The 26,803-nt window shown below is 63.0% G+C and carries 23 protein-coding genes and 1 tRNA gene; 13 read left to right on the forward strand and 11 right to left on the reverse strand.

All coding sequences use genetic code 11. From position 1 onward, the window contains the following. Positions 1-621: 621 nt before the first annotated feature. The 4 genes from YH64_RS18970 to YH64_RS18985 all read left to right on the forward strand — a co-directional run bounded on the left by YH64_RS18970 (position 622) and on the right by YH64_RS18985 (position 5,587). Positions 622-2,538, forward strand: coding sequence for a PrkA family serine protein kinase (locus tag YH64_RS18970; protein WP_370512763.1), 1,917 nt, complete (start codon positions 622-624; stop codon positions 2,536-2,538). A gap of 12 nt (positions 2,539-2,550) precedes the next feature. After that, complete coding sequence (locus YH64_RS18975) at positions 2,551-3,810, forward strand: YeaH/YhbH family protein (protein WP_046806118.1); 1,260 nt, start codon at positions 2,551-2,553, stop codon at positions 3,808-3,810. Further along, positions 3,807-5,360 (forward strand): SpoVR family protein, encoded by a 1,554-nt coding sequence (locus YH64_RS18980; protein ID WP_046806119.1) that lies wholly within the window; start codon positions 3,807-3,809, stop codon positions 5,358-5,360. Before YH64_RS18975 ends, YH64_RS18980 begins: the two co-directional genes overlap by 4 nt. A gap of 136 nt (positions 5,361-5,496) precedes the next feature. Next, positions 5,497-5,587 (forward strand) — tRNA-Ser (locus tag YH64_RS18985). Between the two features lie 124 nt (positions 5,588-5,711). Here the strand turns inward: YH64_RS18985 and YH64_RS18990 are convergent. From YH64_RS18990 to YH64_RS19000, 3 genes are all read right to left on the reverse strand, one after another. Beyond that, a complete protein-coding gene (locus YH64_RS18990; RefSeq protein WP_185975397.1) occupies positions 5,712-6,383 on the reverse strand; it encodes a DUF1120 domain-containing protein in 672 nt (223 codons plus the stop codon). Positions 6,384-6,461: 78 nt separating this feature from the next. Next, positions 6,462-7,163 carry a DUF1120 domain-containing protein gene (locus YH64_RS18995; RefSeq protein WP_046806120.1) on the reverse strand — a complete coding sequence of 234 codons (702 nt, stop codon included), beginning with the start codon at positions 7,161-7,163 and terminating at the stop codon, positions 6,462-6,464. Between the two features lie 181 nt (positions 7,164-7,344). Beyond that, positions 7,345-8,064: a DUF1120 domain-containing protein gene (locus YH64_RS19000; RefSeq protein ID WP_052946066.1), complete on the reverse strand. Its 720-nt coding sequence runs from the start codon at positions 8,062-8,064 to the stop codon at positions 7,345-7,347. Between the two features lie 204 nt (positions 8,065-8,268). On the opposite strand from YH64_RS19000, the gene YH64_RS19005 reads away from it, so the two are divergent. Next, the gene (locus YH64_RS19005) at positions 8,269-8,949 is read left to right on the forward strand and encodes a response regulator transcription factor (RefSeq protein ID WP_046806167.1); all 681 of its coding nucleotides are present in this window, start codon (positions 8,269-8,271) and stop codon (positions 8,947-8,949) included. Between the two features lie 38 nt (positions 8,950-8,987). Here YH64_RS19005 and YH64_RS19010 read toward each other — a convergent pair whose 3' ends face one another. From YH64_RS19010 to YH64_RS19025, 4 genes are all read right to left on the reverse strand, one after another. Next, positions 8,988-9,599 carry a hypothetical protein gene (locus YH64_RS19010; protein WP_143215440.1) on the reverse strand — a complete coding sequence of 204 codons (612 nt, stop codon included), beginning with the start codon at positions 9,597-9,599 and terminating at the stop codon, positions 8,988-8,990. A gap of 34 nt (positions 9,600-9,633) precedes the next feature. After that, positions 9,634-12,078 carry a fimbria/pilus outer membrane usher protein gene (locus YH64_RS19015; RefSeq protein ID WP_046806123.1) on the reverse strand — a complete coding sequence of 815 codons (2,445 nt, stop codon included), beginning with the start codon at positions 12,076-12,078 and terminating at the stop codon, positions 9,634-9,636. A 94-nt stretch (positions 12,079-12,172) separates the two neighbouring features. Continuing rightward, a complete protein-coding gene (locus YH64_RS19020) occupies positions 12,173-12,880 on the reverse strand; it encodes a fimbria/pilus chaperone family protein (RefSeq protein WP_052946067.1) in 708 nt (235 codons plus the stop codon). Between the two features lie 217 nt (positions 12,881-13,097). Then, on the reverse strand, positions 13,098-13,328 hold the full coding sequence (locus YH64_RS19025) for a hypothetical protein (protein ID WP_046806124.1): 231 nt from the start codon (positions 13,326-13,328) through the stop codon (positions 13,098-13,100). Between the two features lie 283 nt (positions 13,329-13,611). Here YH64_RS19025 and YH64_RS19030 point away from each other — a divergent pair, with 283 nt between their 5' ends. The 3 genes from YH64_RS19030 (at position 13,612) to YH64_RS19040 (ending at position 16,510) form a co-directional block, all read left to right on the forward strand. Next, positions 13,612-14,547 carry a membrane protein gene (locus tag YH64_RS19030; protein WP_046806125.1) on the forward strand — a complete coding sequence of 312 codons (936 nt, stop codon included), beginning with the start codon at positions 13,612-13,614 and terminating at the stop codon, positions 14,545-14,547. A gap of 82 nt (positions 14,548-14,629) precedes the next feature. Then, positions 14,630-15,514, forward strand: a complete 885-nt coding sequence (gene nadC, locus YH64_RS19035; RefSeq protein ID WP_046806126.1) for a carboxylating nicotinate-nucleotide diphosphorylase — start codon at positions 14,630-14,632, stop codon at positions 15,512-15,514. Between the two features lie 9 nt (positions 15,515-15,523). Beyond that, positions 15,524-16,510, forward strand: a complete 987-nt coding sequence (locus YH64_RS19040) for a tripartite tricarboxylate transporter substrate binding protein (protein ID WP_143215441.1) — start codon at positions 15,524-15,526, stop codon at positions 16,508-16,510. Positions 16,511-16,550: 40 nt separating this feature from the next. Here YH64_RS19040 and YH64_RS19045 read toward each other — a convergent pair whose 3' ends face one another. Further along, positions 16,551-17,243, reverse strand: coding sequence for a tellurite resistance TerB family protein (locus YH64_RS19045; protein ID WP_046806128.1), 693 nt, complete (start codon positions 17,241-17,243; stop codon positions 16,551-16,553). A 179-nt stretch (positions 17,244-17,422) separates the two neighbouring features. Between YH64_RS19045 and YH64_RS19050 the strand changes: the two genes are divergently transcribed. Beyond that, a complete protein-coding gene (locus YH64_RS19050; RefSeq protein WP_046806129.1) occupies positions 17,423-17,821 on the forward strand; it encodes an OsmC family protein in 399 nt (132 codons plus the stop codon). 87 nt (positions 17,822-17,908) lie between these two features. Here the strand turns inward: YH64_RS19050 and fabI are convergent, their stop codons facing one another. The 3 genes from fabI to gloB all read right to left on the reverse strand — a co-directional run bounded on the left by fabI (position 17,909) and on the right by gloB (position 21,062). Continuing rightward, on the reverse strand, positions 17,909-18,694 hold the full coding sequence (gene fabI, locus YH64_RS19055; RefSeq protein ID WP_046806130.1) for an enoyl-ACP reductase FabI: 786 nt from the start codon (positions 18,692-18,694) through the stop codon (positions 17,909-17,911). Between the two features lie 120 nt (positions 18,695-18,814). Then, entirely contained in the window at positions 18,815-20,233 is a 1,419-nt protein-coding gene (locus tag YH64_RS19060; protein ID WP_046806131.1) for a transglycosylase SLT domain-containing protein, read from the reverse strand. Positions 20,234-20,240: 7 nt separating this feature from the next. Further along, on the reverse strand, positions 20,241-21,062 hold the full coding sequence (gene gloB / locus YH64_RS19065; protein ID WP_046806132.1) for a hydroxyacylglutathione hydrolase: 822 nt from the start codon (positions 21,060-21,062) through the stop codon (positions 20,241-20,243). 20 nt (positions 21,063-21,082) lie between these two features. Between gloB and YH64_RS19070 the strand changes: the two genes are divergently transcribed. The 4 genes from YH64_RS19070 (at position 21,083) to YH64_RS19085 (ending at position 26,803) form a co-directional block, all read left to right on the forward strand. Continuing rightward, a complete protein-coding gene (locus tag YH64_RS19070; RefSeq protein WP_046806133.1) occupies positions 21,083-21,862 on the forward strand; it encodes a class I SAM-dependent methyltransferase in 780 nt (259 codons plus the stop codon). Between the two features lie 53 nt (positions 21,863-21,915). Beyond that, positions 21,916-22,377: a ribonuclease HI gene (gene rnhA / locus YH64_RS19075; RefSeq protein ID WP_046806169.1), complete on the forward strand. Its 462-nt coding sequence runs from the start codon at positions 21,916-21,918 to the stop codon at positions 22,375-22,377. Positions 22,378-22,567: 190 nt separating this feature from the next. Then, positions 22,568-23,653, forward strand: a complete 1,086-nt coding sequence (locus tag YH64_RS19080; RefSeq protein ID WP_046806134.1) for an efflux RND transporter periplasmic adaptor subunit — start codon at positions 22,568-22,570, stop codon at positions 23,651-23,653. Positions 23,654-23,686: 33 nt separating this feature from the next. Next, positions 23,687-26,803: an efflux RND transporter permease subunit gene (locus tag YH64_RS19085; protein ID WP_046806135.1), complete on the forward strand. Its 3,117-nt coding sequence runs from the start codon at positions 23,687-23,689 to the stop codon at positions 26,801-26,803.

Here is a 26,803-nt window from a genome sequence, read left to right on the forward strand (position 1 = left end):
TCGCTCCTTTGCTTGCTGAAAACCCGCATTACGATTTTGATCATTACGCCAAATGAATTGCCACAAAACCGTCAATTGGCTTTAGCATAGACACATGACTTGGCGCTTCTTGCCTGCGGCCATCACCGCAAAGTGCTATGCGCCCACGTCACCACGGATTCCCGTGCCGCAGTATCGGCGCTGTTTCATAACCGACCGGCACGCTGCTGAATGAAGCGCAACGCGCTCTTCAGAACGTTCGCCGCCATCGCATGGCGGACGCATCGAGCTACTGCTCGAATCATAAGAATCCACCGGGATATCGCTCATCCCTTCAAATCATTGCCGTCCATTTCATGTGCGGTCGCACCACGCATGGCTGCCATAGCAATATGCTGAAGATGAGCGAGTTAACTTATTCACGTAAGTTGCATTCCCTGACGGAACTTGTGTCAGGCGCTTGCAGCCTAACTGGAAAGGGTCCGACCGTGCTTCATGGTTGATGTGTGGCGAAAGCAACATAACAACTGGCCGAAAACGCCAAACGCGAGATTGACTGGTAAAGCGTCGGCACTTAGGCACAATGGGGACACGTAGGCGTAGTGAATTTTTCGCGTGTTGTAGGAGGTTTCCGTGCAAAACATCGTCGAAGGCTTCAAGTCGCAGTATGCAAGAGAGCAGGAGTCAGAGCTTTCTCTTGAGGAGTATCTGAACCTCGCCAAACGTGATCCCATGGCGTATGCCAGCCCCGCTGAGCGCATGCTGGCGGCGATCGGCGAACCTGAAGTCGTGGATACGCGCAACGACCCACGTCTTTCCCGTTTGTTTTCCAACCGGACCATCCGGCGCTACCCGGCGTTTCAGGAGTTCTACGGCATGGAGGACGTGATCGGTCAGATCGTCGCGTTCTTCAAACACGCCGCGCAAGGGCTGGAAGAGCGCAAGCAAATCCTTTATCTGCTGGGCCCCGTCGGTGGCGGTAAGTCGTCCATCGCCGAACGTCTGAAGGCCCTGATGGAAAGCTATCCCATCTATGCCCTGAAGGGTTCCCCCGTCAATGAATCGCCGCTGGGCTTGTTCCATCCGGAACGCTTTGGCGACACGCTTGAAAAGGAATACGGCATTCCGCGCCGGTACCTGACGGGCATCATGTCGCCGTGGGCGGTCAAGCGGCTGAAGGAGTTCGACGGCGACATCTCGCAATTCCGTGTCGTGCGCTTGAACCCGTCGGTGTTGCGTCAAGTGGCCATCGCCAAGACCGAACCGGGCGACGAAAACAACCAGGACATTTCCTCGCTGGTCGGCAAGGTCGACATCCGCAAGCTGGATCGACATTCGCAAGACGACCCGGACGCTTACAGCTACTCCGGCGGCTTGTGCCTGGCGAACCAGGGGCTGCTTGAATTCGTGGAAATGTTCAAGGCCCCGATCAAGATGCTGCACCCGCTGCTGACGGCCACGCAGGAAGGCAACTTCAAGGGCACCGAAGGCTTTTCCGCGATTCCGTTCAACGGCACGATCCTGGCCCACTCGAACGAATCCGAATGGCAGACCTTCCGCAACAACAAGCACAACGAAGCGTTCCTTGATCGTATCTATATCGTCAAGGTGCCATACTGCTTGCAGGTGTCTGAAGAAGTCCGCATCTACGAAAAGCTGTTGCATCACAGCTCGTTGTCGGCCGCACCGTGCGCGCCGGGAACGCTGGATATGATGGCCCAGTTCTCGGTGCTGACGCGTCTGAAGGAACCTGAAAACTCCAGCATCTATTCCAAGTTGCGCGTCTATGACGGCGAAAGCCTGAAAGACGTGGACCCCAAGGCCAAGGCGCTGCAAGAGTACAAGGACTACGCGGGCACCGATGAAGGCATGAATGGGGTGTCGACGCGTTTCGCGTACAAGATCCTGTCCAGCGTCTTCAACTACGACCAGACCGAGGTAGCGGCCAACCCCGTGCATCTGATGTATGTGCTTGAGCAACGTATCGGGCGCGAAGACTATCCGGAAGAAATTCGCCGTCGCTATCTTGAATTCATCAAGGGGTTCCTGGCGCCGCGTTATGCGGAATTCATCGGCAAGGAAATTCAGACCGCCTATCTTGAGTCGTATTCGGAGTATGGCCAGAACATCTTTGACCGCTACGTCACGTTTGCCGACTGCTGGATTCAGGACGAAGAATTCCGTGATCCGGAAACGGGCGAAAGCTTCGATCGCAGCGCGTTGAACGACGAGCTGGAAAAGATCGAGAAGCCAGCAGGTATTGCGAACCCGAAGGACTTCCGCAACGAGATCGTGAACTTCGTGCTGCGGGCGCGCGCCAATAACAATGGCCGCAACCCGACCTGGACCAGCTATGAAAAGCTGCGCGAAGTGATCGAGAAGAAGATGTTCTCGAATACGGAAGATCTGCTGCCGGTGATTTCGTTCAACGCCAAGGCTTCGGCCGAGGACAAAACGAAACACCAGAGCTTTGTGGATCGCATGGTGGAAAAGGGCTACACGGAAAAGCAGGTCAGGCTGCTGTGCGAGTGGTACCTCCGAGTGAGGAAGTCTTCCTGAGCGAGGTGAATCATGAATTCACTGATCGATCGCCGTCTTAACGGGCGCAATAAAAGCGCCGTCAACCGCGAGCGTTTTTTGCGGCGCTACAAGGACCAGATCCGCAAGGCGGTTCACGGGATGATCCGTGACCGCTCCATTCAGGATATGGATCAAGGCGGAGAGATCAACCTGCCCGCCCGGGATATTTCCGAGCCGACTTTCCGGCACGGATCGGGCGGTGACCGCGAAATGGTCCACCCTGGCAATCGTGAGTTTGCCAAGGGTGACACCATCGACCGGCCGCAGGGAGGCCAAGGCGAGGGCGGGTCCGAGCCGGGCGAAGGGGAATCGGTCGACCAATTCACCTTCAGCCTGTCACGGGCCGAGTTTCTGAATCTGTTCTTCGAGGACCTGGAATTGCCGCATCTGGCGCGCAACCAGTTGGGCGAAGTCAGCCAAAAGAAGTGGCAGCGCGCGGGCTACACCACGACCGGTTCGCCCAGCATGTTGAGCATCAGCCGTACGCTCAAGTCATCGCTGGCCCGTCGGGTTTCACTGAACGTAAAGGCCCGCGCCGATCTCGAAGACGCGGAAAAGGCCTTGGCCGATGCGCGCGCGGCGGGTGCGCCCGCCGCGACGATCCGCACGCTGGAGCAGGACGTCGAAGATTGCCGCGAGCGCCTCGCCCGTGTGCCGTTCCTGGATGACCTTGACCTGCGCTACCGCAATCGCGTGTCCGTGGCCATCCCGATGGCGCGCGCGGTCATGTTCTGCCTGATGGACGTGTCCGGTTCCATGGACGAAGGCAAGAAGGACCTGGCCAAGCGCTTCTTCACGCTGCTGTATCTGTTCCTGTCGCGCAAGTACGAACACGTGGACCTGGTTTTCATCCGCCACACCGACAACGCCGAGGAAGTCGATGAGCAGACCTTCTTCTACGACCCCAAGAGCGGCGGCACCATTGTGTTGTCGGCATTGGAGCTGATGCGCGAGATTCTGGAAAAGCGCTATCCGCCTTCGGCGTGGAACGTGTACGCGGCGCAAGCCAGTGACGGCGATTCGTTTGGCGCCGACGCCGGTAAAAGCGCGCGCTTCCTGGCGGAACACTTGCTGCCGTCGACACGGTATTTCGCCTATATCGAAATTCCCGACTCGCAAGAGGCTCGCAAGAGCAGCCTGTGGGCCGAGTATGAACAGAAGCTGGAGCCGCATTTCGTTATGCGGCGCATCTGCGATCGCGGCGAAATCTTTCCCGTGTTCCATGACCTGTTCAAGAAGGAAACCGCATGAATGCCATCGTGGGTGCTCTCGTGGAGCCGAAATCGGCCGGCGGGGCTCGGCCGATTTCCCAAGGTTCCGAATGGACGTTCGAACTGATCCAGTCCTATGACGACGCGATTTCCAAGGTCGCGGCCGAGTACGGTCTGGACACGTATCCGAACCAGATCGAGGTGATTACCTCGGAACAAATGCTGGACGCCTATGCGTCGGCCGGCTTGCCCATCGGCTATCCGCACTGGTCGTACGGCAAGGAATTCATCCGCAACGAGCAGTACTATCGGCGCGGCATGCAGGGCCTGGCTTACGAAATCGTCATCAACTCCAACCCCTGCATCTCGTACCTCATGGAAGAAAACTCCATGACGATGCAGGCCCTGGTGATTGCGCACGCCTGCTACGGCCACAACTCGTTCTTCAAGGGCAATTACCTGTTCCGGCAATGGACCGACGCCGATGGCGTGCTGGACTATCTGGTGTTCGCGCGCAAGTATGTGATGTCGTGTGAAGACCGCTACGGCATCGACGCCGTCGAGGCGCTGCTGGATTCCTGCCACGCGCTGTCCCACCACGGGGTTGATCGCTACAAGCGTCCGGCGCCCATGTCGCTGAAGGAAGAGGCCGCGCGCCAAGCCGAGCGCAAGGAACATGCGCGGCTGCAATACAACGACCTGTGGCGCACCTTGCCTCGCTTGGAAACGGACAAGGACACGCGCACGGAAACGCCCGCGTTCCCTCCCGAGCCGGAAGAGAACTTGCTGTACTTCATTGAGAAGTACTCGCCCAAGCTGGCGCCGTGGCAGAAAGAGCTGGTGCGTATCGTGCGCAAGATCGCCCAGTACTTCTACCCGCAGACGCAGACCAAGGTCATGAACGAAGGGTGGGCCACGTTCTGGCACTACACCATCCTGAACCGCTTGCATGAAAAAGGACTGGTCAACGACGGCTTCATGATGGAGTTTCTGCAAAGCCATACCAACGTGGTCAGCCAGCGCGGCTTTGATGAGCGCGGTTATGGCGGCATCAACCCGTACGCGCTGGGCTTTGCCATGATGACGGACATCCGCCGCATCTGCGAAGCCCCCACCGACGAGGACCGCCGCTGGTTCCCCGACATCGCGGGCGGCGACTGGCAAAAAACGTTGGACTTCGCCATGCGCAACTTCAAGGACGAGTCCTTCATTTCGCAGTACCTGTCGCCGCGCCTGATCCGGGAGTTCCGCTTCTTTGCCATCTCGGATCATCAAGCCAACCCGAAGCTGGAAGTGGCTGCCATCCACAACGACGAAGGCTATCGCGACATCCGCCGGCTGTTGGCCGCGCAGCACAATCGCGACAACCAGGTGCCCGATATCCAGGTGGTTCGCTTCAATCGCGATTCGGACCGTTCCTTGGTGCTGCGGCATTTGAAAAGCCGTGGCCGTCCCTTGGCCGGGGATGACGCCGAGCAGGTGATGAAGCATCTGGCGCGCCTGTGGGGCTTCAAGGTCCGCCTTGAAGAGACCGAGCCGGACGGCACCGTCAGTTCATACCGCGAACAGGAACCGCCCGCCGCGCACTGAGGGGCAGGGCGCACCACGGCGAACGTGTGGTGCGTCCCTGTTTCCTCCCTGGCTTGCCTCGCTACTTCGAAACCTGCTAGAATCGCGGATTCGCAATTTTCGCAGCGTCTTTTTGGCTGCCGAAAAGTGTCGATTAGGACAGGTGGCCGAGCGGTTGAAGGCGCACGCCTGGAAAGCGTGTATACGTCAAAAGCGTATCGGGGGTTCGAATCCCCCTCTGTCCGCCAAGAATACTGATGGCAAGGCAATTGCCCTCCACGTTGTACCGATCCGATCGGTGCGCGTGAAATACATAAGGCCCTCGACTTCGATGAAGTCGGGGGCCTTTTTGTATTGCGGCCGGCTGTGCGGCTACAGGTAGCGCAACGTGAACGTCACCGAACCATCAAGCGGGATTTCCTTGGACGTCGGCAAAGCCGCGGTTCTGTTCAGCACGGGTATCACCGCCAGGCTCACGGACGCGGTCGTGATTGGCATGGCGGAGGCGTCTTTGCCGAATGAGTACTCATCCGTGGGATTCAAGTTGATGGTGTCCACGGCCGATTGAACCGGCCAGCTTGACGCCCCACTTGGACGGGATAGAACCATGGACGTGCCCAGGAAGGGCGGAACGCCATCAACAACAGTGGCCTGGGGGCGCACCAGCAGTACGACGGCGCCGATCTTGACATCATCGATACGGCCCAGCCCCCAAGCATGGGGTGCGCCGTTCACCGGGTTTTGATAAGGCCAGGGCATGCCGGCGGCGCTGGCTTCCTGATGCGTGATAGCACTGTCCGGACGGTTTTCATGGACCGTGAACGCGACGCGCGTCGGGCCGCCACAAACGATTTCCAAGCGGGGGCGTTCTTCGGGCAGCAACGTGCCGTTGTGGTTCAGGCTTTGAAACGGCAACGTCCCGAAATCGATGGCACCCCCTCCGCCAAACCCCAGGTTGCAAGCTGGCGGAGTGAGTTGACCGGCGATGACCAGGTTCGCTTGGCCGGTCGCGGCATGCGTGCTGCTTGCAGCGGCCAGGGCCAAGCAGGCGAAAAGACGTGGCGCGGTTGTCATCCTGTCAGCAAACATGGTCACGATCGTGCGTATGCCACTGGAACGTATTCACAGGTAACGCAAAGTGAACGTGATCGACCCATCCAACGGAATTTCGTTCGCGGACGGCAAGGTCGCCGGTTGGGCAATCATGGGCGTGAGCCCCATTGTCAATTGCGCGTTCGTGATCGGTACGGCGGGGCCGCCAATCGGGCCGAACGAGTATTCGAGGTCAGGGCTGAGGTTCAGGGAGTAATGCGACGACGCCAACGACCAGCTACTGCTGCCCGTGGGGCGTGCAAGGACCTTCTGCGCACCGGCCGTGGTCAGCAGCACGCCATCGACCGTGGTGGTAGCGGGGGTGATCAGTCCGATCAAGGCGCCGGTCTTGATTTTTTGGCCGTCCGCAAAGCCCAGGCCCCAGGAATACTTGCTGCCGTTTTCGGGGTTTTGGTACGGCCAGTTCAGGTTGGGGGCCTCCTGGATCGTGATGCCCGAGCCTGCCCGGTTATCCAGCGCGACAACGCTGACGCGCGTGGGCCCGCCGCAGTTGATCTGCAGGGCGGTGTCTTTGCTGCCCAGGTTCGTGCCATTGTTGTCCAAGGCGTTGAACGCGATGACGTCAAAGTCCAGCGTTGCGTTGCCGCCGAAATGAGCATTGCATGCCGGTGGCATGAGTTTGCCCGTCACATTGAGGTCACTATTGCCAGCAGCGTGCGATGCGGCAGCCAGCGTGGCAAAGGCCACGCCGACGAAGAATTGGTTTTTCATGATGAACGTTCCTGATGTGAACAAATGCCGTCCACGGAAGACAGCGAGCGAGCTGGCCCTGGCGTTATGCAATGGCAGCGGCGCTGTGCGGCCGTTGAAGGCCGCACAGCCGGACGCCGCGCTTGTTTTAAGGGTTTGTTCGATTGCGACAGGGCGCCACAGCGCGCCCTATGCAATGCGTTTACAGGTAGACCAGCGAGATCGTGGCGCTGCCATTCAGGTCAATGGCAGTGCTGGTCGGCAGAGCGGCAGCGCGGTTGATCGTCGGGGTGACGGTAAGCGAGCCGGTTACCGAAGCGACCGCTGCCGGCGTGGCGCCGGCGCCCGGCGAACCCAGGAAGAACGCATAGGTGTAATTGGGGCTGATGAACTGCCGCTGTATGGCTTCGGCAAGCCAAGTGCGCTTGTCCGCGCTGTAGAGGACGGTGGCCTTGGTGTCGTCGGCTTGGACGTCGCCTTCCTTGAAACCGAACATGTAGCCGCCGATAGGAATCTGCGTGTCGTCGGCGCCGGCAACGGAACCAAGGCCGAAGATGAACGGGTCGTTGATGGTGGCGTTGGTTGAGCCCCACGCATTGACGTTCAACGAGGCCTTCAGAACTTTGCTGCTGGCGCGGTTGTCTACAACGTGCAGGCCCACGCGCGTCTTGCCGTTGCAGGTGATGTTCAGGCCGATGGTCTTGGAATCCAGTTTGGTGCCGTCGTGAGCGAGTGAGTTGAACGCGTGCTCACCGAAGTTCAGTATTCCCCCGCCAGCCAGTTCAAGGTTGCACGAAGGCGGGGTGATGCGGCCGATGATTGTCAGGTCCGCGGTGGGAGCAGCTTGAGCCGAGGCGGCGATCAAAAAGCTTGCGGCGAGAAGGCAACGCAGGGCGGGCAGAGGGCGTACCGAGTGATTCATGACTATCCAATTTCTGGTGGGACAAAGGAATCACTCTAGGAGACAGATGCCTTTTAGGATATAGGCATGAGCCTAATCTTCATTACAGTTGCGTAAACGGCTGCGTTACTATTTGTCCACGTTGGTTTTTCGCTCAACGAGAATCAGTGGAAAATCTGGGCTCTACCGGGGAATTCCATATTGTCTGCCTCCCATTTCTATCCGTTGCGCATCGCAATCCTGGATGATCATCCGGTAGTGCGGGCTGGCATGTCCGCCTACCTCTCGCAGAACCGGGACATTTTTGTCATCGGTGAGTTCGAGACCAGTCGCGACATGATTCGGGCGCTTGCGGCCCAGCCCGTCGACGTGCTGTTGATCGACTATTCGCTGGGCCCGGCCGAGGTCGACGGCATTTCGCTGATCAAGATGCTGCGCATCAAGTTTCCCGACGCGCGCATCTTGGTGTTTTCCGCGCTCTACGACCCCGCAACCGTTGCGTTGGCCTTGCGTTCCGGTGCGCACGGCTTTGTGGGCAAGGGCGGACGCGAAGAGGAAATCGTGCTGGCGCTGCGCAAGGTGGCGGCGGGCGGTATCTACTGCGATCCCCAGATGACGTATCTGCTGTCTGGCGCAAGCACCGAACAGACCGAGCCCTTGGCGGGCGCCATGCCTTCGGACGACGCAACCTTGTCCGCATCGACGAGCGGCCTGCTGGATGGCGCATCGTTGTCGGGTCGCGAACGTGAGGTGATTCGCTGCTTGCTCGCGGGCATGACCATTTCCGACATTGCGATCAAGTTTGGGCGCAGCCCCAAAACCATCAGCGCGCAAAAAGGCACGGCCTATCGCAAACTGGGCGTCACCACGGACAACGGCTTGTTCAAGCTGTGCGGGCTTTTGTAAGCCCAACGCTCACCGCCATGGACGGCGAACGGCCCCTGCTATCGATCCACCAATTCCAGCTGTAAGGTTGCCGACCATTCCGTCTGGTCCGCGACGCGTATGTCGGCATCGCTTACTTCCGGGTTCAACGCGATCTGGGCGGTAAGACTGCGTCCGGCGCGGCCGTTCTCCAGCATCACGATGTCGCCGGGCCGCAGGGCGATGCGGGGCTGAGCGCCATGGAGCGCGTCGGGGTTGATGACACGAGTTTCGTCGCCGTCAATGCGGACGTGGCTAAGCGTGACGTGCAAAGCACCGCTGCCCGCGAACTTGGCGGCGCCCTGATGTCCGGGGGCGGCGTTCAGGCGCAGTGCGATGGGGCGCGCGGTAGGGCAGTTGACGGTCAGGGGCACCACACGCGGCTCAAGCTGGTAGCGCTGATTGCCATCCAGACTTAGCTGCCCCGCCGTGAAGCTGCCGTAGTCGACGATGGCTTGGCCGAATGACACCATGCAGCCCGCTGTCGGCGCTGCGGTTGCCCCGCGCGTCATGGACGGTGAGGGCGACGCTTGCGCCATGGCAGACGGGGCCCAGGCACCGGTCGCCAGCATCGTTGCCAGCGCCAGCGCGAGCCGGCACGATCGAATGAGACGAGTGTGGGCGGGAGTCATGGGGTCCTTTTGCGATAGGTAAGGTTGGAGGCTTTTACGGGGCGCATGTCGCACTGGCACGTTCGTACAAGGCGTTCAGGTCCGGCGTATCGGCGATGTCGAATTCGAGCGTGCATGACGCCTCTTCCGATGGCGCCACGCTGAACGGCGTAGCGCCCGCCAGCATGTCGGGCAGGAATATCTGGCCGCCGCTGCCCACCAGCGTGACGAACACGCCGTTGGCATCCAGCACGGCTGCGCCCTTGGGTACCGGCGTGCCGTCAGCGTAGGCGGCGGTCACGAGCGCGCGGCGCACCTTGACTACCGTGAAGTCCACCGCCGACACCGACCCGCGCGCCGGATCCAGGCTGTAGCGTCCGTTGATCAAGTCCACATTGCGCGCGAGCGATGCCGTGGCGACCTGGATCTGCCCGTTACGGTAGGCCGGCAGCGACGGGATGACGGCCCGGCCCCAGGGGTCGGTCCACACGTTGCCGGCCGGCGTGCTCAGGCGCACGCCCGACAGGCCTCCCACGGACGCGATGGCGAACGTGTCCTGCACGCGGTAGGGCGAAAAGCTCAAGCCATGTGCGTGGCCGACCAGCCCGCCGCGAACGCGCGCGGAGTGGCTGTATCCGCCCTTGAAGCTGCTGGCCGCCACGTTCAGTTGTGTATAGGCTGAATTGACGCCGACCGAGCCGGAATAACTCGTCTGGCCGTGCGAGCCGGAACTGGCCGCCAGGGTATAGCTGCTTTGCTCGTTGATGGCGCCGCCGGTATTGACGCCGTAGCTCATGCCGTTGTCTTGCCGCTGCATCGATGCGCTGACGCTTTGCTTGCCCAAGGGCAAGCTCACGTTCAGGTACATCAGGTCGCCCTGGTTGCGGTGGCTGGAACCCATGTCACGCTCGAATGACAGCGACACGCTGGCCCGACCGAAGCTCTTGCCCCAGCTGAAAATGCCGCGACGGGACGAATGGCCGCGCGTGCTTTGGGATTCGCTGAGGTTCATGCTGAAGCCGCCCAGCTTGGATCCGCTCCAGCCCAATCCCGCGCTGAGCTGCTGCTTGATGCGGTCTTCGCGAAGGTTCGGGTACCACTGCGTGCCGTTCACCGGCCTGTTGGCGTAGTCCAGCACTTCGCTGTAGCCATCCGTGCGACGCAGCAGCGACAGGTTCGAGGACACGCCCGGCAGCACTTGCGCCGCGACCGAAATGATGTGCTGCGCGCCACTGCGTCCCGTATGGGAATTTTGCGAGAAAGTGCTCTGTACGCCGGTCTGGATGTTGCCGGGCAGCGCCAGATCCGTGCGGGCGCCGACCGAGCGATAGTCCTGCGTCAACAACAAGCCGGCCGCGACGTTGGCGCGCCTGCCCAATGCGATGCCGTATTCCGCCGCCACGACCGGCCGGGAGTCGCCACCTGCCGAGTCCGTTTGCCGCAGCATGCCCAGGCCGCCGGTGAATCCGGTGGCTGCGCCAACGCGGTCCACCTGCAACGCCGCCGCCGGCACGTAAAACACGCGCTCTTCGCCCGAGGCTTCGTGGACGACGACCTCAAGGTCTTGCGTCAACGACCGGGGCAGTACATCGGTCATGGTGAACGGGCCGGGGGGCACGATGGCGGAGGCTAGTGAAATACCGTTCTGCCGAACTTCGACGCGCGCCTGCGTGTGGGCGATGCCGCTAATGGGGGGGCCTGCGCGATCGCTGCTTTGTAGTGCGGTTTCCGGGAACAGCTGCATGCCGTTGACGGGAACGCCGGCAAACAGCGAGCCGCGCAGATTGATTTGCCCCGCCTGAAAGGTGGTGTGCCACGTGGAAAACGTGCGTTGCGCGTAAGCATCTACGTGGTTCCACGTCGACTTCCCGCCGCTATTGGAATAGCTGCTGTTGCTGCGCAGGATCCAGTCGTTCACGTTCAGGCCCAGTTCGGTATAAGCCTGCAGGTAGTTCGACCTTCCGCCGATATGGCGTGTCTGGCTGGAAAGCACGTCGTAGTTCAGGATGGCTGCGCGGCCGCCGGATTGATAGATCGTGGCGGTGTGTGATCGATTTATTGCGCCCGGGGGCGCGACGATGTCCACGGTCATGCGCTCGGGCTGTAGCGCGATGGTCGTAGTGGGCCAGGCTTGAAGAAATGAGTCCGGACAGGCGTGAGAGTCGCCGCCTTGCGCTTCGGGCACCTTCAGTTCGGCCAAGGTCAGCAATTCCGGCGTCAGGCAGAGCTTGCCGCCGGCATCGAATGTGGCCAAGGCACGCCCGACGCCGCGCCCGTTGACGCTCAGGTGCACGGTGTGCTGCCCCGGCAGGAATTGCGGTCCGTTCTTGAAGTGCGATGCGATGGCCGGATTCAAGCCGCGCGTTTTCAGGGTTTCAAGGTCGAACCCGCCCGTGCCGGATTGCGCGATGGCAGCCCGGTGCAGGCACAGCAGGAGGCTTGCGGCGACGAAGGCGCCACCGCGAGCATTGCGTAAGCGGTTGCAGAACATGAAAACCATGAGTGAGCCTGGCGCGCAACGCCCGCCAGACCCCGGTCATGGAGTCTGGCGAGCAAGGCCAAGCGGGTTGATGCCCCGTGGGGGCACGATGCGGTCAGTTCTTGATAGGCGCGTCGAAGGACGAGACTTGATAGCCGTAGACGCTGGCGGGGTACAGGCGAACGCTTGACTGCCCTGCTTGCAGGGGCGCGTCCGTGCCGACCAGTTGTAGCGTTTCACCCGGCAAGATGTAGGTCTTGGGCAGAATCAGCGCCTGGTCGGACGGCTGCACATTGACGCGTTGGTCCATGCGCACGATGTAGGGGCTGGGGTTGTGCACCGTCAGCTTGCCGTCGTGAGCAGCCCACAGCAGCGAGCGCCACGGGGCGTTGTCGTTGGGGACTTTCTTGGGCAGCGCAATCAGCGGGAGATCCTGCCGGATGGTCAGGTGGAGCTTGTTGCCCTGTTCGCCGGTTTGCGGAATGCCTTCGAAAATGGCGCGCTTCATGCGCTGCGCGTCCAGCGGCTTGTCGTGGGTAAGCAGAAAGCGAACCAACTGCGTTTTGCCAGGAGCCACCACGGCAGCGGGCGGCGAGACCATGACCCAGTTGTCCTGGTCTTCGGCAATGTGTTCGATCATGGAGATCAGCAGCACGGGCTCGTCGCCCGTGTTCTTGATGCCGATCGTGCCTTCGCCGGTTGCTTCGTGCACCAGCACGACCGAGGTTTCAGGCTGGATGCCCATGGCAAGGGCTTGGCTGGCGGGAAAAAGGACTGCAAAAAGGGTTGCCGCGACGATTCGCGGAAAGGAATTCTTGAACATGGGGATATCGCTAAGGCATCGGCCGGAAGGGCCTGGGAAGCATTGCAGTGTAGGAACCTGCTTCCTGGCTTGATATAGGCGAGCGCCTATTTCCGGATGTTCAAGTGCAGTGGGCCGAACCGTTGCCGGTCCGGCCCACTTGCGCGCCGCGTGATGCGGGCTGGCGTATCATCGGCCGCTTTGCGGCGTCACCCTTTTTGGCGTCACCCTTTCGGCGTCACGTTTTGCGGTTCTCGTAGGACGTTTCCAGGATGTCGTCCTCAGGCGTGATGACACCGGGTTCGCCCGGTTGCGCGACGGCGCGTCCGTCGCGCGGCATGCCCGCCACGGTCTTGCTCTGGTCCGGCATCGGCAGCGTCTCCGTGCCTTTGCGCGGGTCCGTGGGCGGACGCGGGTCGACGTCTTTGGTGTTGGTGGCGGCGTTCGGGTCAGGGGCAGTTTTCAACATGGCTCATGCTCCGCTTGCGGGCGTCCCAGGATGGCGACGCGCCTGGTTTTCTGAGTTTTATCTTAGTCGCTGCGCGCCCCGACGCGGCCGTTGAGCCTGTCACGTTTGCAAGGGGCTGTTGCAGGAGCAGAACCTTATAATTTCCGGCGATCGGGCAGTCCGCCACTTTGTACCGCTGCTTCACCGTCACCTTTTCATTGCGCGCCTTTGCACCGCGCCGGCATTTCATCGCAGTCCTGCCGGCCCGGCCCTACACGCTTAACAACCTTCACCGCCGCCCTCCTTGACCGACTCCATCGAACGCTCCGTCCATACCGAACTTGTCGCCGTGCTTGTCGCCGTGACGCATGGCGAGCCGCGTGTGTTGACGACGGATGACGCCAGCGCCTTGCCGGCCGGCCCTTTCGAGCTGTCGCATCGGTCGTTGCAGGCGGGGCTGCGCGCGTGGGTGGAAACGCAGACCCACCACCCCCTGGGTTACGTCGAGCAGCTCTACACCTTTGCCGATGGCGACCGCTCCGACGAATCCGGCGCGCGCGTCATGTCGGTCAGCTATCTGGGGCTGACGCGTGAAGCTGGCGAAACCGGCGTGGCGCAGGTGGGCTGGCAAGACTGGTATCGCTACTTTCCGTGGGAAGACCGGCGCACCGGCACGCCCGCCCTGGTCGACGAGCTGATCGTGCCGCGCCTGGCGCAGTGGTGCGCCGCCAGTGACGACGACGCCGTGCGTACACGCCGCCAGCAGCGCGTGGCCATCACCTTCGGGCTGGACGGGGCCGCCTGGAACGAAGACATGGTGCTGCAGCGCTACGAATTGCTGTTCGAAGCCGGCTTGGTGCCCGAGGCCGCGCGGCGCGCCGACGGCGACTTTGCAGCCGCCATACCCGGTCAATCGATGCGCCACGATCACCGCCGCATTCTGGCGACGGGCATCGCCCGCTTGCGCGCCAAGATCAAATACCGCCCCGTGGTGTTTGAATTGATGCCGGCCGAGTTCACCCTGCTACAGCTGCAAATGGCCGTCGAGGCCCTGGCTGGGCGCGCCTTGCATAAACAGAATTTCCGTCGGCTGATCGAGCAACAGGCGCTGGTCGAAGAGACCGGCGACATGGCGACCGGCACGGCGGGCCGTCCCGCCAAGCTGTTTCGGTTCCGTCGCGACGTGCTGCTTGAACGCGCCATCGCCGGTAGCAAATTGCCTTTGTCTCGCGCGTTATGACGCTTGACAAGGGTTATGCTCGTCTCTAGCATAAGTGCTGCGCATTCACTGCGCGCCTTTTTTTAACTCACAAATACTCAAAATGAGCATTAAAGCCGAAGCGCCCTTGACCGCCTCTCGCCTGGCGGTGCCTCCCCTGCCGGATGTCATGCTTGAGCCCCTGGTGCGCGCCGCCTTGCTGGAAGACCTGGGCCGTGCCGGCGACCTGACCACCGACGCCATCGTGCCGCACGACGCCGTGGCAGATACGCGGCTGGTATCGCGGCAAGCCGGCGTGCTGGCCGGCCTGGATCTGGCGCGTCTGGCGTTTCGCGCCATGGACCCGACCATCGAATTCGACGTCTCTCAGCGTGACGGCAGCGACCTGGCGCCAGGTACCGAAATTGCGCGCTTGCGCGGCAACGCCCGCGCCATGCTGACCGCCGAGCGCGTGGCGCTGAACTTCCTGTGCCACCTGAGCGGCGTGGCCAGCGCCACCGCCTCCATCGCGCGTGCCATTTCGGGCTACGGCGCACGCGTCACCTGCACCCGCAAGACCATGCCCGGCCTGCGCGCGGTGCAAAAGTACGCGGTGCGCGTGGGGGGTGGCAGCAATCACCGGTTCGGGCTGGACGACGCGGTGCTGATCAAGGACAACCACATCGCCCTGGCAGGCGGCGTGGCCACGGCGGTGCAGCGGGCGCGCGCGGGCGTGGGACACATGGTCAAGATCGAGCTTGAAGTCGACACGCTGGCGCAGTTGGAAGTTGCGTTGTCGCTGGGTGTGGACGTGGTGCTGCTGGACAACATGAGCCTGGATGATTTGCGGCGCGCCGTCGCCATGGCGCGTGGGCGTGCGATCACGGAAGCCTCGGGCCGCATCACGCCCGAGACCGCCGCTGCCGTAGCCGCCACGGGCGTGGACCAGATCGCCGTTGGTTGGTTGACCCACAGCGCCAAGGTGCTGGACATTGGCCTGGACGCCTGAGAGCCCGTCATGAAACGCCTGCTTCGAGCCAGCCTTGCGTTGTTGATCCTGCCGCTGGCGTCATGCGGCAATTCGCCGTCGGGCGAGGCGCCAATGGACGCGGCGTATCCCGCGCATCCGATCACCATCGTGGTCACCTTCCCGCCGGGCGGCGGCACGGACCTGCTGGCACGCCGCATCGGCGCCAGCCTGCAAACGCAGCTGGGCCAGGCCGTGGTGGTTGAAAACCGCCCAGGCGCCAGCGGCAACATCGGCGCGCGCCTCGTGGCGGAAGCACCACCCGACGGCTACACGCTGCTGATGGTGAACAGTTCATTCGCCATCAACCCGGGCGTGTATCGCAATCTGGGCTTTTCGCCCAAGCAGGATTTCGCCGCCGTGATCAATGTGGCGTTCGTGCCATCGGTGTTTGTGGCGCCAGCGGGCTCGCCGCTGCACACGCTGGATGATGCGCTGGCAGCGGCGTTGCCGGGCAAGCCGCTACCGTTTGCCTCGTGCGGCAACGGCACGCCGCAACACCTGGCGGGCGAAATGCTGGCGCGCGCCACGGGTGCTGTGTTGCAGCAGGTACCGTACAAGGGATGCGGCCCCGCGTTGACCGACGTGGCGGCGGGGCAGGTGGCGATGGGTGTCGTCACAGCGTCCAGCGCGGCGCCCTTGATTGCCGCTGGCAAGCTGCGCGCATTGGCGGTGACCTCTCCCAAGCGTTCACCGCTGATGCCGACGGTGCCGACGGTTGCCGAGCAGGGCGTTGCGGGCTACGCGCTGGATCAGTGGCATGGTCTGTTGGCCCCGGCGGCCACGCCGCGTGCCGTTATCGAGAAGTTAAACGCAGCGGTGGCAAAAATCGTCAGCCAGCCCGATACCCAGGCTGCGCTGCGAGAACAGGGCTTCACGCCCGCCAGCAGCACGCCGCGCGAATTCCAGTCGATGATCCATGCGGATATCGACCGGTACACGGCGCTGACGGCATCAATCGGCTTGCGGGCGGACTGAGGGAGCACTGACGGTGGACTGAGCGGCGCATTAAGCGCGCTCAGGCCACCGCGCTTTTGGCATGCTGTTCCAGCTTTTCCTTCAAGCCGGGTTCCAGCTTGAGCTGCCGCGCCAGCTCGTCCAGATAGGCGCGTTCCATATAGCTTTCTTCATCGACGACAAGCAGGCTGGCCAGATACATTTCGGCGGCCATCTCGGGTGTTTTGGCTGACTGGGCCACAGCCGCGGGGTCCAGCGGCCGCGACAATTCCGTTTCCAGCCATTGGCGGTCTTGCGCGTCGGATGACAGCTTGGCCAGCTCCGTTTCCAGCAGGCCGCGCTCTTCGGGCCCGATGTGGCCGTCGGCCTTGGCGGCGCCGATCATGGCGGTCAAAACAGCGTTGCTGTGCTGCTCGGCCTCGGGCGCGGGCAGACGGTCCAGGGTTTGAGGTGGCGCGGCCTGGGCGCCACCGGCCTGGTTACGCTGCCAGTCGCCATAAGCGCGGTAGGCCAGCGCGCCCAGCGCCGCCATGCCGCCGTACATCGCGACCTTGCCGCCGATCTTGCGTGCCTTCTTGCTGCCCATCAACAGTCCCAACGCGCCAGCGCCCAGCGCGCCGCCGCCCAGGCCGGTCAGGAACGAGCCCTTGCCGCCGGCGGCGCCGCCCGTCGCGCCTTGCACGCGATTGGTGGCATCAGCCAGCAGGCCTTGGCCCGATTGCAGCAGTTGATCAAGAAGTTGTCTGGCGCTCATGCGGCCCCCTTTTATGTCGATACAGTCGGTGCGTTCAGTTCGTGAACGCGGATAGGGATATCCGACCGCCGCATGGGCGATAAGTTCAGCTTGTTGTCAGCCGTCAAAATCTGTCGTCGGATGCTACAACGTCAGCTTCAGGCGACCACCACGGGCGCCTATCACAAGAGACCCCAGCCATGAGCATCCGCGTCCATCAGAATGCGCCCGACATCCTGCAATTCACCGCCACGGCCGAAGGCCACGCCCTGCCGGTGGCGATGCCCAAGCCGCAGGGCGATGGACCTGATCCGCATGATTATTTCGACACCGCGCTGGGCGGCTGCAAGGCGTTGACGCTGATGGTCTACGCGCAGCGCAAGGGCTTGCCGCTGACGTCGGTGGATGTGGAAGTGGTGCGTGATGCCAGCGAAGAGCGCAAGGGCGTCTATCGCTTGACGGCAAAGCTGACGCTCAATGGCGAGCTATCGGACGCCCACATCGATGAATTGCTGGCAGTGGCCGAAAAGTGCCCGATTCACAAGCTGATGACAGCGGTGGACGTGCAGGTGTCCACGCTGGTGGTGCGCGCGGCCTGATACGGCGGGTTGATACGGCGTCCTGATACTGCGGGCCGATACCGGCGGCCGGGCGGCCATCTTGCCGCCCGCCCGACCGCCGCAAGATCAGTCTTCCATGCCCGGAACGACGGTCGAGAAGCCGGCGTCCACGTGGGTGATCTCGCCCGTGACGCCCGCCGCCAGATCCGACAGCATGAATGCCGCCACGTTGCCCACGTCGTCGATGGTGACGTTGCGGCGCAGCGGCGCTTGCGCTTCCACGAACTTGAGGATGGCCGAGAAGTCCTTGATGCCACTGGCGGCCAGCGTCTTGATGGGGCCGGCCGAAATGCCGTTGGCGCGGATGCCGCGCGGGCCCAGCGCCGTGGCCAGGTAGCGCACGCTGGCTTCCAGCGACGCCTTGGCCAGGCCCATGGTGTTGTAGTTGGGGACCACGCGTTCGGCGCCCAGGTAAGTCAGGGTCAGCACCGAACCGTTGCGGCCTTCCATCAGGGGCAGGGCGGCCTTGGCCATGGCGGCGAAGCTGTAGGCCGAAATGTCATGGGCGATGCGAAAGCCCTCGCGCGACAGGCCGTCCAGGAAGTTGCCGGCGATGGCTTCGCGCGGGGCAAAGCCGATCGAGTGCACCAAGCCGTCCAGCCCATCCCAGTGCTTGCCCAGTTCGGCGAAGGCGCCTTCGATCTGGCTGTCTTCGGCCACGTCGCAAGGCAGCACGATCTTGCTGCCGAATTCGGCGGCAAATTCAACGACGCGTTCCTTGAAGCGGTCGCCCACATAGGTGAACGCCAGCTCGGCGCCTTGCTGGTGACAGGCGCGCGCAATGCCGTAGGCGATGGATCGGTTTGATAGCACCCCGGTGACGAGAATGCGCTTGCCGGCGAGAAAGCCCATGATGGTTCCTTTGATTTTTTCCTGCTGAAAGACCGCCCATTTTAAGGAGTTTGGCGGCGTCGCGTACTTGTAAAAACGGCGCCGTTACCGGGCGCCGTTTTTGGGGGCTGCAAGCTGGGATCAGCCGCGGGCGTTCGTGCCCGGAACGCGCAAGGCGGTACCGACCTTGAGCGCGCTGCCCTTCAGGTTGTTCAGCGCACGCAGGGCGTCCACCGATGTGCCGTACTGCTTGGCCAGCGAGAACAGCGTGTCGCCCGGGCGGACCTTGTGCGTGCGCACATTGGGCCGGGCGCTGGCTACGCGGGCGGCGGGTGCCGGGGCGGCACGGCCACGCGGCGCGGCGGCCTTGGTGTCGGTGGGGGCCTGTTCCAGCGCGCCCACGGGGGCGGCCAGGGATGCCAGCTGCACGCCACCGGTGCCGGGCTCGCCGGGCACCAGCAGCGCCTGGCCCGAGGCGGACTTCTGGCGCGAGCCGATGTCGTTGGTTTCGCGCAGCTTGGCCTCGGTCACGCCGAAACGCTTGGCGATGGACGCGTACGACTCACCACGGCGCGAATGGTAGATCTTCCAGGCGGACAGGTCGCCCTTGTAGTTCGTCAGGTTCGCGTTGAAGATTTCGACGCGGTCGGCCGGCAGCAACAGCGTGGGGCCGTGGTCGCCACGGATGACCGGGCGGTTGAACGACGGATTCAATGCCTTGAATTCGTCCAGCGGCATTTCGGCCAGCTTGGCGGCGATTTCAAGATCGATGTCGCTGTTCTTTTGCACCGTCACGAAGTAGGGCGTGTTGCCCACCGGGGGCAGCGCCACCGCGTAGCGTTGCGGGTCGGCAATGATGTTCTTGATGGCCTGCAACTTGGGCACGTAGTTGCGGGTTTCGTCGGGCATGTTCAGGGACAGGTAGTCCGTGTTCAGGCCGGCCGCTTCGTTCTTGGCCATGGCGCGTTGCACCGAGCCTTCGCCCCAGTTGTAGGACGCCAGGGCCAGATACCAGTCGCCCTGCATCTCGAACAGCTTTTCAAGATAGTCCAGCGCGGCGTTGGTCGACGCGATGGGGTCGCGGCGTTCGTCGCGCCACCAATCCTGCTTCAAGTTGAAGTGCGTGCCGGTGGCCGGCACGAACTGCCACAGGCCGGAAGCCTGGGCGCGCGACAGGGCAGTGGGGTTGTAGGCGCTTTCCACGAAGGGCAGCAACGCCAGTTCGGTGGGCAGGCCGCGGCGGTTGATTTCGTCGACGATGAAGTACAGGTACTTGCCCGCGCGCTCGGCCATGCGCTGAACCGCCTCGGGGTGGGACGCGTAATAGTCGGTCCACTGCTGCGAGAGGTCGGTATTCAGGTTGGGGATGGCGAAACCGCGGCGGATGCGGTCCCAGGCGTCGCTGGGCGGGTTGGTCAGGTCGACCGTTCTGGACGTATCCCGGGCGATGTAACGCCCTTGGGAATTGGTGGTGAGGTTCTTGCTATCGGGGGCTTTCGTTCCTGCGCAACCGGCGAGGACTGCCAACATGAGCGGCAGAAGGAGTCGGGATAGATTCATCAGGCGGTCACTTGAAATCGTTCTTCCATTCACGCAGGGAGGCAAACACCTCTACCGGCGTAGGTTGATTGTTTCCGGCCCAGTTGGATGCGGCACGGATCACGTCCACTTGCTGCGTACGCAAAAACGGGTTCGTCGCGCGTTCCTGACCGATTGTCGACGGAAGCGTGGGAAGACCTTCTGCTCGTAATTGCTGGGCTCGCTGATACCACTGATGCAGGGTGCGATTGGCGGGATCCACAGCCAATGCCCAGCGCAAGTTGGCTAGAGTGTACTCGTGCGCGCAAAAAACCTGTGTATCTGGCGGTAAAACGGAAAATTTTTCCAAGGAATCATGCATTTGAGCGGGAGTTCCCTCGAAAAGCCGGCCGCAGCCGCCCGCAAACAGGGTGTCGCCACAGAACAGGACCGGTTCTATCCCGGCTGCCCGGCCCGTGTACGCGATGTGCCCGGCGGTGTGTCCCGGCACATCCAGCACCCTCAGATCCAGGTCCAGTTCGGGCAGCGTCACCCGGTCGCCCTCGGCCAGGGGAACATCGCAGCGCGGCAATGTTTCGCGGGCCGGACCGTATACGGTAAGGTCCGCCATGCGTGACAATTCAAGTACACCGCCCACATGGTCGCCATGATGGTGCGTGAGTAGAATGGCGCGCAGCCTCAAGCCTTCCTGCTCAAGCCATCGCAGCACCGGACCCGCTTCGCCCGGGTCCACCACGGCGGCATTTTCGCCATGGACGATGGCCCAGATGTAGTTGTCGGTGAAGGCGGGTAGAGGCAAGACCGCGGCATGTTGCTCGCGGCCGCCTGCGGGGGCGGTCAAGGCTTGCATGAGATTCGAAGGAATAGAACGTGGCAGAAGAAACACCGCCGATTGTAGAACTGGCCGAATGGTTCCAGACGCCACCGGGGCAGTACGCCCTGGCCTGGGAACGGGCCCAGTTCGACGCGGCTGTCGCGGATGTGTTTGGCTATTATGCCTGGCAGGTCGGCCTGGCCGACATGAACCTGCTGCGCGCCAACCGCATGCCCTTCAAGGGCTATGTGGGCACCGAGACCCCGTCGCCCGAAAGTACCGCCGCCTGGCAGTCGCGCGTGGTGCTGGCCGAACCCGAGGCCTTGCCGTTCGAATCGCAAAGCGTCGATCTGCTGATCCTGCCGCATGCGTTTGAATGTACACAGGACCCGCACAACGTGCTGCGCGAAGTGGAACGCGTGCTGGTGCCGGAAGGCCGGGTCGTCATTTCGGGCTTTAACCCCTGGAGCATGTGGGGCGCGCGCACGCGCATGCCCGGCATGGAGCCCTGGCTGCCGCAGCCGCCGTCGGCCCAGGTGTCGCTGGCGCGCTTGAAAGACTGGTTCAAGCTGTTGTCCCTGGAAGTCGACGACAGCCATTTCGGCTGCTATGCACCGGCTTGCCGCAGCGAAAAGTGGCTGCAACGCTGGGGCTTTCTGGAATCCGCGGGCGCACGCTGGTGGAGCCTGGGCGGCGCGGTGTATATGGTATCGGCCGTGAAACGCGTGGCCGGCATGCGTATCATCGGCCCGGCCTGGAAAACCAAGCCCAAGCGGGCGCGCGCCGCCTCGGTGGTGGTCAATCGCCAGGCGGACGACGGCTTCGACCCTTCCTGAGAGCGGGCGGCGTCCGTTTCACATTGCACGAACAAGGATTTCAAAGCAGCACCATGCAGGACAACAAAGCGATCGATCAGAAAGTGGACATGTGGACGGACGGGGCCTGCAAGGGCAACCCCGGCCCGGGCGGTTGGGGCGTATTGCTGCGCGCCGGCGGCCACGAAAAAACCCTGCATGGCGGCGAGCTGCAAACCACCAATAACCGCATGGAGCTGATGGCGGTCATCGAGGGCCTGCGGGCGCTCAAGCGCACCTGCGTCGTCACCATCCACACGGACTCGCAGTACGTGATGAAGGGCATGACGGAATGGCTGGTGAACTGGAAGCGGCGCGGCTGGATGACGGCCGAGAAAAAGCCGGTCAAGAACGCCGAGCTCTGGCAGGCGCTGGATGAGCAGGTGCAGCGGCATCAGGTGTCGTGGCGCTGGGTGCGTGGCCACAACGGCGACGAAGGCAACGAACGCGCCGACCAGTTGGCCAATCTGGGCGTGGATCTGGCCCGCCGGGCCTGACCGCGTCCGCTGTCGGCATCGGGATATACCCTGAAATCCGCCTTGTGAGGCGGATTTAGTCGTTTCATCCGACGTCTGGATTGTTCCAGTATGTAAATTCGGGTGCTACAGTGCCTTCCCCCATTCCAGTTCCCGCGGCGCCGTCCAGGTGGGGAATACGGTGCGCGCCGCACCACCGCCACATACGCGCATGAAAAAAGCTGTACTGCTGGCCGCCGTCGCGGCCGGGTTGGCCGCGGGGGCCGCATTGGGCGTGTTCGTGCCGCGCTGGCTCCCGCCCGGCGCCTCGCCCACCGTCCAGGCGACCGCCAAGCCGGCCGCTGCGCCGGCCACGCCCGTTCGGGTCGAGGTCGCTTCCGTTAAAGAAATTCCGTTTGCCCGGGGCCTGTCCGCCGTGGGCAGCCTGCGTTCGGACGAGTCCGTCGTGCTGCGGCCCGAGGTGGTGGGCCGGATCCAGGCGATTGAATTCAAGGAAGGCCAGCCGGTGGCCCGGGGCCAGGTGCTGATCCGGCTGGATGATTCCGTGCCGCGCGCCGAGCTGGCGCAGGCCCGAGCCAATTTGACGCTGGCGCAAAGCCATTACCGGCGCGCCGTGGAATTGCAGGGCAAGGGCTTCGTCAGCCAGCAGGCGCGCGACGAGTCCGCCAGCACGCTGAAGGTGCAGGAAGCCGCCGTGGCGCTGGCGCAGGCAAGGCTGGACAAGATGACGATATCGGCGCCGTTCGCCGGCATCGTCGGGCTGCGCAGCGTGTCCGTGGGCGACTACGTCAACCAGGGGCAGGACCTGGCGCCGCTGGAAGCCATCGACCCCTTGAAGGTGGACTTTCGCGTGCCCGAAATGTACCTGAGCAAAGTGGGCGTGGGCCAGCAACTGACGCTGCGCCTGGACGCGCTGCCGGGCCAGGAACGGCAAGGGCAGGTGTATGCCGTCAGCCCGCTGGTCGACGCGGGCGGCCGGTCCATCCTGCTGCGCGCCACCGTCGCCAACAAAGACGCCTTGCTGCGGCCGGGCATGTTCGCCCGCGTGCAGCTGCTGTTCAACCAGGACAAGGCGCTGGTCGCACCGGAAGCGGCGTTGTCGCCATCGGGCGAAACACAGTACGTTTACCGGGTCAAGGATGGCCGCGCCGAGAAGCGCGAAGTGACCATCGGCGAGCGCCGCGAAGGCCGGGTCGAAATCCTGACCGGCGTTGCGTTGGGCGATCAACTCGTGGTGGCGGGCATACAGCGCGTCACGGACGGCGGCGCGGTGAACGTCGTGGGCAGCGGCTCGTGAGCCCGGCCACCTACTCTTTTTAGCGGTGACGCAATGCGTATTTCGGAAACCTGCATCAAGCGGCCGGTGTTTGCGTCGGTTCTGTCGCTGATCATCGTCCTGATCGGCCTGATCTCTTATTCGCGGCTGACGGTGCGCGAATATCCCAAGATCGACGAGCCGATCGTGTCGGTGGACACCACCTACAAGGGCGCCTCGCCCGAGGTGATCGAATCGCAGGTGACCAAGCCGCTGGAGGACCAGCTGGCGGGCATCGAAGGGGTGGACGTGATGACTTCGCGCAGCCGGTCCGAGCGCAGCCTGATCAACATCAAGTTCAACCTGTCGCGCAACCCGGATGCGGCGGCGGCCGAAGTGCGCGACAAGGTATCGCGCGCGCGCCGCTTCCTGCCGGATGAAATCGACGAGCCCATCATCGGCAAGGTCGAGGCCGATTCGCAGCCCATCATCTATATCGCGGTGGAATCGGGTTCGTACTCGGCGATCCAGACGTCCGACTACATCAACCGCTACATCAAGACGCGCCTGTCCGTGCTGCCCGGCGCGGCCGAGGTGCGTGTGTTTGGCGAACGCCTGCCGTCCATGCGCATCTATGTGGACCGTGACAAGCTCGCCGCCTACGGCCTGACCGTGCAAGAGGTGGAGGCCGCGCTGCGCAGCCAGAACGTCGAGATCCCGGCCGGCCGCATCGAGTCGCGCGCGCGTGAATTCTCGGTGGTGTCGTCCACCGACCTGCAAACGCCCGCGCAGTTCGAAGACGTGATCGTGGCCAACGTGAAAGGCTATCCGGTCCGGTTGCGCGACGTCTCCAAGGTCGAGATCGGCGCGGCCAGTGACCGGGTGCTGTCGCGCTTTAACGGCAAGCCGGCCATCAACATCGGCGTGACGCGGCAATCCACGGCCAACCCGCTGGAACTGTCCAAGGCGGCGCGCCACGAGGTCGAACGCCTGAACGAAACCTTGCCGGCGGGCATGAAGCTGACCATCGCGTACGACTCGTCGGTGTTCATCGAACGGTCCATCGATTCGGTTTTCCACACCATCGGCGAAGCCATCATCCTGGTGGTGCTGGTGATCTTCTTTTTCCTGCGCAATCTGCGCGCCAGCATCATTCCCATCGTCACCATCCCAGTGTCGCTGGTGGGCGCCTGCGCCCTGATGTATTTCTTCGGGTTTTCGATCAACACGCTGACCTTGCTGGCCATGGTGCTGGCCATCGGCCTGGTGGTGGACGACGCCATCGTGGTGCTGGAGAACATTTATCGGCACATCGAAGAAGGCATGCCGCGCAAGGAAGCGGCGTTGCGGGGCTCCAAGGAAATCGGCTTCGCGGTGGTGGCCATGACGATGACGCTGGTCACCGTGTACGCGCCGCTGGCCTTTGCCACGGGCCGCACGGGGCGTCTGTTCATTGAGTTCGCGCTGGCCCTGGCCGGTGCGGTGCTGGTGTCGGGCTTCGTGGCGCTGACGCTGACGCCGATGATGTGCTCGGTGCTGCTGCGCCATCAAAGCAGCCACAGCCGCTGGTACAACTTGATCGAAGGCTGGCTCAACGGCATGAGCAACGGCTACCGCCGCCTGTTGGGGGCGTCGTTGCGTCACCGCTGGCTGGTGGTGATGATCGGCGTGGCGGTGGCGTTGGGCAGCGGCGTGTTGTTCAAGGTGGTCAAAAGCGAATTGGCGCCCATCGAGGATCGCGGCGTGGTGTTCGGCATCGTAAGCTCGCCGGAAGGCGCCACGTTGAACTACACGCTGGACAGCATGCTGGGCATCGAAAAATTCTATTCAGAAATTTCGGAAGCCAGCGGCAGCCAGGTCACGGTGGGCTTTCCAACCGTGACGGACGGCACGGCAATCCTGCGCCTGAAACCTTGGGAAGAACGCGACCGCAAGCAGCAGGCCATCACGCAGCAGTTACAGCCGCAATTCGCCTCGCTGCCCGGCGTGCGGGCGTTTCCGACGAACCCCCCATCGCTGGGGCAGTCCGCGCGCTCGAAGCCGGTGGAATTCATCATCATGAGCCAGGCGTCGTACGCCGAGCTGGCCCGCCTGACCGATGTTTTCCTGACGGAACTGCGCAAGTATCCGGGCCTGTTGAACCTGGACACGGACCTGCGCCTGAACACGCCCGAACTGCGTGTGCGCGTTGACCGCGACAAGATGGCGGACGTGGGCGCCAATGTGGACACCGTGGGGCGCACGCTGGAAACGATGCTGGGCGGGCGTCAGGTCACGCGTTACAAGGATGAGGGCGAGCAGTACGACGTGATTGTGCAGGTCACCCCGCGCGACCGCGCCACGCCCACGGATATTTCCGGCATCTATGTGCGTGCCCGCGATGGCAGCATGGTGCAGCTGGACAATTTGCTGGGCGTGCACGAAGGCGTGTCGCCGCAATCGCTGAACCACTTCAACCGCTTGCGCGCCGTCAAGATCGACGCGGCGGTCGCGCCCGGCTATGCGCTGGGCGAGGTCCTGACGCACATGCATCAGGTGGCGCGAGACGTCCTGCCCAATACGACCATCACCGATCTGGACGGGCAATCGCGCGAATTCCGCGATTCGTCCGGCAGCATCTATCTGGTGTTCGGCATGGCGCTGGCCTTCATCTACCTGGTGCTGGCGGCGCAGTTCGAAAGCTGGCGTAACCCGTTCATCATCATGCTGTCGGTGCCGCTGTCGATGACCGGCGCGTTGCTGGCGCTGTGGCTGACGGGGGGCACGTTGTCCATCTACAGCCAGATCGGCCTGATTACGCTGGTGGGGCTGATTACCAAGCACGGCATCCTGATCGTGGAATTTACCAACCAGCTGCGCGACGAGGGCCGCGAACTGTTCGCCGCCGTGACCGAGGCCAGCGTGCTGCGCTTGCGCCCCATTTTGATGACGACGGGCGCGATGGTGCTGGGCACGGTGCCGCTGGCCCTGTCCACCGGCGCGGGGGCGGAATCCCGCCAGCAGATCGGCTGGGTGCTGGTGGGCGGCCTGTTGCTGGGTACACTACTGACCTTGTTCGTCGTGCCGGTGGCCTATACGCTGATTGCCACCGCACGCAAGAAACCCGGCCATGCCGGCAGCGCAGAGCACCCTCCGGCCCATCCGCCGGGCGGTCAGACGCCGCCGGCCTCGGCCAATGCAGCGTCGGAATAA

This window comes from Achromobacter sp. LC458 (genome assembly GCF_001005835.2).
Taxonomy (GTDB): domain Bacteria; phylum Pseudomonadota; class Gammaproteobacteria; order Burkholderiales; family Burkholderiaceae_B; genus Achromobacter; species Achromobacter spanius_B.